11 protein-coding genes are annotated in these 6,875 nt (G+C 72.7%); 7 read left to right on the forward strand and 4 right to left on the reverse strand.

Annotated elements, in window-relative coordinates:
• Positions 1-293 precede the first annotated feature (293 nt).
• From rpmG to Q0112_RS11960, 3 genes are all read right to left on the reverse strand, one after another.
• Positions 294-461 carry a 50S ribosomal protein L33 gene (gene rpmG / locus Q0112_RS11950; protein WP_297975622.1) on the reverse strand — a complete coding sequence of 56 codons (168 nt, stop codon included), beginning with the start codon at positions 459-461 and terminating at the stop codon, positions 294-296.
• A 100-nt stretch (positions 462-561) separates the two neighbouring features.
• A complete protein-coding gene (locus Q0112_RS11955; protein ID WP_297975624.1) occupies positions 562-1,245 on the reverse strand; it encodes an NUDIX hydrolase in 684 nt (227 codons plus the stop codon).
• Positions 1,229-1,642, reverse strand: coding sequence for a DUF983 domain-containing protein (locus Q0112_RS11960; protein WP_297975626.1), 414 nt, complete (start codon positions 1,640-1,642; stop codon positions 1,229-1,231). The genes Q0112_RS11955 and Q0112_RS11960 overlap by 17 nt, the downstream gene beginning before the upstream one ends.
• Positions 1,643-1,787: 145 nt before the next feature.
• Between Q0112_RS11960 and Q0112_RS11965 the strand changes: the two genes are divergently transcribed.
• From Q0112_RS11965 to Q0112_RS11980, 4 genes are all read left to right on the forward strand, one after another.
• Entirely contained in the window at positions 1,788-2,426 is a 639-nt protein-coding gene (locus Q0112_RS11965) for a hypothetical protein (RefSeq protein ID WP_297975627.1), read from the forward strand.
• Between the two features lie 89 nt (positions 2,427-2,515).
• The gene (locus Q0112_RS11970; RefSeq protein ID WP_297975638.1) at positions 2,516-3,112 is read left to right on the forward strand and encodes a sigma-70 family RNA polymerase sigma factor; all 597 of its coding nucleotides are present in this window, start codon (positions 2,516-2,518) and stop codon (positions 3,110-3,112) included.
• A 19-nt stretch (positions 3,113-3,131) separates the two neighbouring features.
• Complete coding sequence (locus tag Q0112_RS11975; RefSeq protein ID WP_297975628.1) at positions 3,132-3,512, forward strand: hypothetical protein; 381 nt, start codon at positions 3,132-3,134, stop codon at positions 3,510-3,512.
• A gap of 2 nt (positions 3,513-3,514) precedes the next feature.
• Complete coding sequence (locus tag Q0112_RS11980; RefSeq protein ID WP_297975630.1) at positions 3,515-3,979, forward strand: periplasmic heavy metal sensor; 465 nt, start codon at positions 3,515-3,517, stop codon at positions 3,977-3,979.
• 107 nt (positions 3,980-4,086) lie between these two features.
• Here Q0112_RS11980 and Q0112_RS11985 read toward each other — a convergent pair whose 3' ends face one another.
• Positions 4,087-5,460 (reverse strand): PleD family two-component system response regulator, encoded by a 1,374-nt coding sequence (locus Q0112_RS11985; RefSeq protein WP_297975632.1) that lies wholly within the window; start codon positions 5,458-5,460, stop codon positions 4,087-4,089.
• Between the two features lie 108 nt (positions 5,461-5,568).
• Here Q0112_RS11985 and Q0112_RS11990 point away from each other — a divergent pair, with 108 nt between their 5' ends.
• From Q0112_RS11990 to Q0112_RS12000, 3 genes are all read left to right on the forward strand, one after another.
• Positions 5,569-5,847, forward strand: coding sequence for a DUF3572 domain-containing protein (locus Q0112_RS11990; protein ID WP_297975633.1), 279 nt, complete (start codon positions 5,569-5,571; stop codon positions 5,845-5,847).
• 20 nt (positions 5,848-5,867) lie between these two features.
• Entirely contained in the window at positions 5,868-6,596 is a 729-nt protein-coding gene (locus Q0112_RS11995; protein ID WP_297975635.1) for an HAD family hydrolase, read from the forward strand.
• 14 nt (positions 6,597-6,610) lie between these two features.
• Positions 6,611-6,875, forward strand: a 265-nt coding sequence (locus Q0112_RS12000; RefSeq protein WP_297975636.1) for a nuclear transport factor 2 family protein, incomplete at its 3' end; no start/stop codon positions are given.

Below are 6,875 nucleotides of genomic sequence, written 5' to 3' on the forward strand. Positions count from 1 at the left end.
CCGCCGGCCTCTGGGTCGCCCCGCTGCTCCTCGCCGGCGCCGCCCTGCTCTCGCTCTTCCAGCGCCCGCTCGCCGCCCCACCGCGCTGACCCGCCGCGCTGACCCCGCCCGCAGACGAGAAACGGCCACGGGCGCTTCCCGCCCATGGCCGTCCAAATCGTCTCGCCGGGGTGTCCGCGTTAACGAATCAATCCCGACTCTTTCAGTCTAAATACGGATTCCATACGCATATGCGTCCCATATCGAAGAAATCCCTGTAAACCTTTGCCGGCGAACGCTTCCGCCGGCACGGATCACTTGATCTTGCCTTCCTTGTACTCGACGTGCTTGCGCGCCACCGGATCGTACTTCCGGACCGTCATCTTCTCGGTCATCGTGCGCGAGTTCTTCTTGGTCACATAGAAGTGCCCGGTATCGGCCGTCGAGTTCAGCCGGATCTTGATCGTGGTGGGCTTCGCCATCTCTCGGTCCTCTCGGCGGTCGCCCGCCATGCCTGATCGGCCCGCAAGGGCCGGAAATTCCAGAGCGCCCTTCTACCCCTTCCGCCCCGCGTGTCAAGCTTCAGAGCAGGCTGAAGCGCAGCCCCTCCGGCGCCTGATGGAAGAAGGGCACCGGCCGCGCCGGATCGGGATCGGCGACCAGCGCCTCGACCTCCGACAGCACCACCTCGGTGATGAAGGGCAGGGGCAGCGCCCGCGCCTCGGCCAGCGTCAGCCACTGCAGGCGCGAGAGCTCATCGCCCGAGGGCGCGAGGCTGTCCCCGGCCACGTCGCCCGCCTCGACCAGGAAGAAGCGCGCATCGAACCGCCGCGGCCGCCCGCGCGGCGTGATGGCGCGGAAGACGAAGCGCAGCGCCGCCGTGTGCGGAACCAGCCCGTTCGCATAGAACCCCCGCCAGGACTGCGGCACCGTGCGCCCCGCCGCCGCCGGATCGGCCCGCCCGAGCATCAGCCCCGTCTCCTCCCAGAGCTCGCGCACCGCGGCACGCGCGAGGCTCGCGACGAGGCCCGGCGGCGTGCCGACGCCCAGCCGCCGCTCGGTGAGCGGATCGAGGGCCGACCCGCCCGGCAGCATCCCGTCCTCGGGATCGACCGCGCCGCCGGGGAAGACGAACTTGTCCGGCATGAAGGCCGCGCTCCCGCCGCGCTGGCCCATCAGCACCCGCGCCGCATCCGGGTCGCGGCGCAGCAGGATGACGGTCGCCGCGTCGCGGACGGCCGGACCCGCCTCAGACGCTGGTCGCAAGGTCGCTGTCGCCGCCGAAGCCGTGCATCCGCTTCGCCCACTGCAGCCCGACGAAGAGCCCCTTGAGCCGCGGCAGCAGCCAGAGCGACAGCGCGACGAAGACGGCCGAGAAGCCGATCGCCATCTGCCATCCCGCCGGCTGCCAGGCGAAGAAGACCATGAGCATCACCGGCGCCAGGATATGCCCGGTGATGAGGATCGTCGCCCAGGCCGGACCGTCGTCGGCGCGGTGATGATGCAGCTCGGTGCCGCAGGAGCAGACCTGGCGCACCGTCAGGTAACCGTCCATCATCGGCGCCTCGCCGCAGGCCGGGCAGAGCCGCCGCCAGCCGCGCCAGAGCGCCTGCCGGAGATCGCGCGGCGTCTCGTGCGGATCGTCGTGATTCCCGAAGGTCATGCCGGCCTAGATACGCCACCCGCATCCGGACGGCCAGAGGGCCGCAGCGCGCGCTGGCGCGATCGCGGGCTCGTGACCCCTCGCGCGACGGAGCCGGCGCCGCCCGGCGTTTGACCTTTCGAACCGCAAGCGAAAGGACCTCCGCATGACACGCATCGCCCGCACCGCCGCCGCTGCCACGCTCCTCGCCGGGCTCGCCGCCGCCGGCATCGCCGTCGCCCAGGATGCGCCGTCCTCCCCGCCCGCCGGCGGACCGGGCGCCGGCGGCCCGATGGCGATGATGGGCTTCGGCCCCGGCCGCATCGATTTCGCCGCCATCGACACCGACGGCAACGGCTCGCTCAGCCGCGCCGAGCTCGTCGCCCGCGCCACCGAGCGGCTGGCCAGGGTCGACGCCAACGGCGACGGCACCCTCACCCGCGCCGAGCTCGTCGCGGCGATGCCCGCCCCGCGCTTGCTCGACCTCTTCGGCCCCAACCCGGGCGAGGCCTATGCCGACCGCGTGCTCGCCCTCATGGGCGCGACCGAGTCGGGCGAGGTGGTGATCGCCGACCTCGCCGGCCAGCGGGTGAACTTCCTGCTCGCCTTCGCCGACACCGACCGCGACGCGGCCATCTCGAGCGACGAGGCCGACGCCATGCGCGACCGCCACCGCGGCGCGGACCGGCCCTTCGGCCATGGCCACGGCATGGACCGGGGCCCCGGCGGCCACGGCCACGGCATGGAGCGCGGTCCCGACGGCCGCGGCCCGCGCGGCGACGGCCCCGCCCCGCAGGACCGCTGATGACCGCCGCGGCGCGCGCCCCCGCCTTCGGGCGCGCGCCGCTCTTTCGGCAGGAGACGGCGGCGCGAGGAACGGCCATAGTCAGCCGGATGACGAGAAGCCCCGATGCCGACGCGGAGCCTTCCGACGCCGCCCTCCTCGCGCTCTACGCCGACGGGGACCAGGCGGCGGCGCGGATGCTGACCGCCCGGCACGCGCCGCGCGTCTTCGCGCTGGCGCGGCGCATGCTGGGCGAGGTGGCGGAGGCCGAGGACGTGACGCAGGAGACGATGCTGAGGCTCTGGAAGATCGCACCCGACTGGCAGGCCGACCGCGCGGCGGTCGCGACCTGGCTCTACCGCGTGGCGAGCAACCTCTGCATCGACCAGCTCCGCCGCCGGCGCAACCCGACGCGGAGCGCCAGCGACGACGCCCTGCCCGAGATCGCCGACGACGCCCCCGGCGCCGAGCACCGGCTGCAGGCCGACGACCGCGCGGCCGCGCTCCGCGAGGCGCTCGCCGCCCTCCCCGACCGCCAGCGCCTCGCCATCCTGCTCCGCCACTTCGAGGACCGGCCGAACCCGGAGATCGCCGCCATCCTCGACGCCAGCGTCGAGGCGGTCGAGAGCCTGCTCGCCCGCGCCCGCCGCGACCTCGCCCAGCGCCTCGCCCCGCGCCGGGCCGAACTCGGGTTCACCGATGGCTAGGACTCCGGAGGATCACCCCGTGACGCCCCACCGCGACGCAGAGGACGAAGCCGCCCTCGCCGCCTTCTTCGCCGCCGCCCGCGCCGAGGAGGAAGGCCCTTCGGTCGCGCTCCTCTCCGCCATCCTCGCCGACGCCGCCGGCATCCACGCCGACCGCGCCGTCGCCCCCGCCGCACGCCGCTTCCTACCGGCCGGCTCCGGCTGGGGCGCGCGGCTCCTCGCCCCGATCGGCGGCTGGCGCGGCATCGCCGTCCTCGGCGGCTGCGCGGCCTTCGGCTTCTGGCTCGGCCTCGCCGGCAACCTCTCGCTCGACGGAACCACCCTCACGACGGTCGCGGCCAGCGAGAGCGCCGTCACCGGGGTGGACGCCTTCTTCGATCTCGCCGCGCTGGAGCAATAGCCATGGCCGACACGACCACCCCCCGCCGGCCAGGGCTGAAATGGGCGCTCGTCGCCTCGCTCGGGCTCAACCTCGTCTTCGTCGGCCTCTTCGCCGCCGCCGTCTTCCGCGGCCCGCCCCCGCCGCCCGCCCCCGGCCTCTGGCACTATGCCCACGCGCTGCCCGACCCCTACCGGCGCGAGCTCGGCCGCGCCCTGCGCGACAGCCGCCGCGACTGGATCGGCCCGCGCGAGGCGCTCCGCGGCCAGCGGCAGGCGATGGCCGCCGCCCTGACCGCCGAGCCGTTCGACCCCGCCGCCGTCCGGGAAGTGCTCGCCCGCGAGACCCAGCTCCTCGGCGATCTCTCCGCCCGCGGCCGGGAGCTGCTGCTCGCCGAGATCGCCCGCATGTCGCCGGCCGACCGGGCCGCCTACGCCGCGACGCTCCTCGCCGGCCGGGACCGCGGCCCCGGCCCGCGGCGGCACTGAGCGCCGCATGCGCTTCGCGAACGGTCCACGAAGATTTCGATCACCTTGGCGCGGAAATTTCCCACGTCGGAATCAATTGGTTGCCCGATGTCGTGCGTGCACGATAGTCACGCCGCCTTGGCGAAGAAGCTCACCCGGTTCCGCCCGGCTTCCTTGGAGCTGTAGAGCGCCGTATCGGCGCGCTTGATGATCGCCTCGGCGTCGAGATCGCTCGCCGTGGCGATCGCCACCCCGATCGAGACCGTCACCTTCACCTCGCCCCCGCCCGGCAGCGCGACCGGGGCGCCCTCGACCGCCCGGCGGATGCGCTCGGCGGCGTGGGCGGCGGCGCGCTGGTCGACGTCGGGCATGGCGACGAAGAACTCCTCGCCGCCGAAGCGGGCCACCAGGTCGACGCCGCGGATATTCTCCTGCAACCGCCGCGAGAACTCGCGCAGCACCGCATCGCCGGCGTCATGCCCGTGGCGGTCGTTGATCGACTTGAACTTGTCGAGGTCGATCATCATCACCGCGAAGACCCCGTCGGTATCGCGCGCCCGCTCCATCACCCGGTTCATATGCTGGCTCGCATACCGCCGGTTGTAGATCCCGGTCAGCGGATCGGTCACCGCGAGCTTCAGCCCGTTGCGGAGGTTCGTCCTCAGCCGGTCCGAATAGCGCTTGCGCCGCAGCTGGGAGCGGATGCGCGCGATGAGCTCCGAGACGTCGAAGGGCGACTCGATATAGTCCGACGCGCCGAGGTCGAGCCCCTTGGCCGCCGTCTGCACGTCGCCGTTCTCCACCACCAGGATCACCGCCGCCTGCCGCGTCTCCGGCCGCGAGCGCAGCGCCGAGACGAGGCGGAGCCCGTCGCCCCCCTCGGCCAGCGACTGGTGCACCACGAAACAGTCGGGCAGCTCCATCCGCGCGAGGTTCAGCGCCTCGCGCTCGGAATGCGTCACGATCGTCGGCACCGCCAGGCGCCGCCGGAGCTGCCCCGCCCAGACGTGCCCGTCGCCGGGGTTCGGCGGCGCGAGCAGGATCGCCCCGCTCGCCTCGATCCCCACCTCCGGCTCCGGCACCAGATCGACGATGCCGAGCTCGCGCGAGGTCATGTCGCGCAGCCTGAGCTCGTCGAACATCATCTTCATCCGCATCAGGTTCCTGACGCGGGCGAAGAGCGCGAGATCGTTGAAGGGCTTCGAGAGAAAGTCGTCCGCCCCGGCCTCGAGCCCGCGGATCCGCTCCTCGGGCGTGTCGAGCGCGGTCACCATGATGACCGGGATGTGCGCGGTCTCCGAGCTCGCCTTCAGCGCCTCGCAGACGGCGAAGCCGTCCATGTCGGGCATCATCACGTCGAGCATCACCATGTCGGGCTGCTCGCGCCGCGCCATCTCGAGCGCCTGGGTGCCGTTCTCGGCGACGACGACGTCGTAGTAGGCCGACGACAGCTTGGCGCGCAGGAGGAGTCGGTTGGTGGCGACGTCGTCCACAACCAGCACTCGACCCGACATCCGGCAAATCTCCCTTTGGAGTGTTCTTTGCGGCCTGCTAAACCTCGCCGCGACCTTAGGCCGGATTGTGTTAACGAATGGTTTCGGAGCCGCCCCTTGACCCCTGAGCAAGCCGCCGCGATCGGCCAGGACGCGCTCATCTGGCTCGCCGGCCGGCCGGAGGCGCTCGCCGCCTTCCTCGCCCAGAGCGGCCTTGCGCCCGATGATCTGCGCCCCCGCGCGGCCGACCCGGAATTCCTTGGTTTCGTTCTTGAATTCCTCACGACCGCGGACCAGATGATCCTCGACTTCGCCGCCGAGGCGGGCCTCGACCCGGCCACGCCGATGCGGGCACGCGCCGCGCTGCCGGGCGGGGCGGAGCACAACTGGACGTGATCGGGCCGGCCCGAGGGGAGATGCACGACGTGAAGGACCGGATCCGCGGGCTCGTCTTCGACAAGGACGGCACCCTCTTCGACTTCCACGCCACCTGGTCGGTCTGGTGCGACGGCTTCATCCGCGACCTCTGCGGCCCCGACCCCGCCCGAACCCTCCGCCTCGCCCGCCGCCTCGACTTCGACCTCGACGCCCGCCGCTTCGAGCCGACGAGCCCGATGATCGCCGGCACCATGGAGGTCATCATCGAGGCCGTGCGCGAAGTCCTCCCCGAGCGCGAGGAGAACGCGCTCCGCCACCTGATCGTCACCACCGCCGCCGCCGCCCGCCAGATCGAGGTCACCCCGCTCGTCCCGCTCGTCGACCGGCTCGTCGCCGCCGGCATGACCCTCGGCATCGCCACCAACGACAACGAGGTCCCGGCCCGCGCGCACCTCGAGCGCGCCGGCATCCTCGACCGCTTCGCCTTCGTCGCCGGCTACGACAGCGGCCACGGCGCCAAGCCGACGCCCGGCCAGCTCCTCGCCTTCTGCGCCCTCACCGACATCCCGCCCGGCGAATGCGCGATGATCGGCGACAGCACCCACGACCTCGACAGCGGCCGCGCCGCCGGGATGACCACCATCGGCGTCCTGACCGGCCTCGCCAGCCGCGCCGACCTCGCGCCGCACGCCGACGTCATCCTCGACGACATCGCCGCGCTCCCCCGCTGGCTCGGCCTCCCCGAGGAGGCGCTGCCCCAGGCCTGACACAGGAGGCTCCCATGGACATCCGATCGACCCTGACCGAGCTCTGCGCCGCCTTCAACGCCCACGACCTCGACCGCATCATGGCCTTCTTCGCCGACGACTGCGTGCTCGAGATGCCGCGCGGCAGCCACCCCTGGGGCGCCCGCCACGCGGGCAAGGCGGCGGTCCGCACCGCGCTCGCCGGCCGCTTCGCCGGCCTGCCCGACGTCCACTACGGCGACACGGCGCATTTCGTCGACGAGGCCGCCGGCACCGGCATCTCGAAATGGACCCTGACCG

This window comes from uncultured Amaricoccus sp. (assembly GCF_937858865.1).
Classification (GTDB): Bacteria; Pseudomonadota; Alphaproteobacteria; order Rhodobacterales; family Rhodobacteraceae; genus Amaricoccus.

Bases quoted from the DNA above. Each gene is read 5' to 3' on its own strand.
- Q0112_RS11995 (WP_297975635.1), top strand. From the start codon at position 5,868: ATGCACGACGTGAAGGACCGGATCCGCGGGCTCGTCTTCGACAAGGAC.
- rpmG (WP_297975622.1), bottom strand. From the start codon at position 461: ATGGCGAAGCCCACCACGATCAAGATCCGGCTGAACTCGACGGCCGAT.
- Q0112_RS11970 (WP_297975638.1), top strand. From the start codon at position 2,516: ATGACGAGAAGCCCCGATGCCGACGCGGAGCCTTCCGACGCCGCCCTC.
- Q0112_RS11960 (WP_297975626.1), bottom strand. From the start codon at position 1,642: ATGACCTTCGGGAATCACGACGATCCGCACGAGACGCCGCGCGATCTC.
- Q0112_RS11980 (WP_297975630.1), top strand. From the start codon at position 3,515: ATGGCCGACACGACCACCCCCCGCCGGCCAGGGCTGAAATGGGCGCTC.
- Q0112_RS11965 (WP_297975627.1), top strand. From the start codon at position 1,788: ATGACACGCATCGCCCGCACCGCCGCCGCTGCCACGCTCCTCGCCGGG.